General features: G+C 47.7%; 1 protein-coding gene. It reads right to left on the bottom strand.

All coding sequences use genetic code 11. From position 1 onward, the window contains the following. The coding region (tuf, locus tag DFP82_RS14630; RefSeq protein ID WP_110924451.1) for an elongation factor Tu at positions 1 to 1,160 on the bottom strand (1,160 nt) is incomplete at its 3' end. Positions 1,161 to 1,179 lie beyond the last annotated feature (19 nt).

The following is a 1,179-nucleotide window of genomic DNA, read 5'->3' as shown; positions in this document are numbered from 1 at the left end:
CCTACAGTACGGCCGCCTTCACGAATAGCGAAGCGAAGACCTTTGTCCATAGCGATTGGGTGGATAAGCTCTACGCCCATCTCAACGTTATCACCAGGCATTACCATTTCAGTACCGTCTTGTAATTGGATTGCGCCAGTTACGTCAGTAGTACGGAAGTAGAACTGTGGACGATAGCCGTTTAGGAATGGAGTGTGACGACCACCCTCTTCTTTGCTCAACACATATACTTCAGCGTCAAACTTGGTGTGAGGAGTGATTGAACCTGGCTTAGCAAGTACTTGGCCACGTTGTACGTCTTCACGCTTAGTACCACGTAGTAGTACGCCACAGTTTTCGCCTGCACGACCTTCGTCAAGCAGTTTACGGAACATCTCTACACCAGTACAGGTGGTTTTTTGAGTGTCACGGATACCGACGATTTCGATTTCGTCGCCAACGCGTACGATACCAGACTCAACACGGCCAGTTACAACAGTACCACGACCTGAGATTGAGAATACGTCTTCGATTGGCATTAGGAATGCTTTGTCAACGTCACGCTCTGGCTCTGGGATGTAGGTGTCTAGAACTTTCAATAGTTCTACGACAGCTGGTTGGCCATACTTTTCTTGTGAGCCTTTTAGGGCTTCAGTAGCTGAACCATGGATGATTGGCGTGTCATCACCTGGGAAGTCGTAGTCAGAAAGTAATTCACGTACTTCCATTTCTACTAGTTCTAGCAATTCTTCGTCATCAACAACATCACATTTGTTCATGAATACGATGATGTACGGTACGCCAACCTGACGTGAAAGCAAGATGTGCTCACGTGTTTGTGGCATAGGGCCGTCAGTTGCAGATACGACTAGGATTGCGCCGTCCATCTGGGCAGCACCAGTGATCATGTTTTTAACATAATCGGCGTGACCTGGGCAATCTACGTGAGCATAGTGACGTGCATCTGTGTCATATTCTACGTGTGAGGTGTTGATGGTGATACCACGTGCTTTTTCTTCTGGTGCTGAGTCAATAGACGCGTAGTCTTTGGCTTCGCCACCTGAAGTGATTGCAGCTACAGTCGCGATAGCAGCTGTTAGGGTTGTTTTACCGTGGTCAACGTGTCCGATGGTACCAACGTTGACATGCGGTTTTAGACGTTCAAACTTGGCCTTTGCCATGGGTATTTCCTCTTTTTTT

Source organism: Psychrobacter fozii (assembly GCF_003217155.1).
In the GTDB taxonomy this organism is placed as follows: Bacteria; Pseudomonadota; Gammaproteobacteria; order Pseudomonadales; family Moraxellaceae; genus Psychrobacter; species Psychrobacter fozii.
This window is presented reverse-complemented; position numbering and strand designations above follow the sequence as displayed.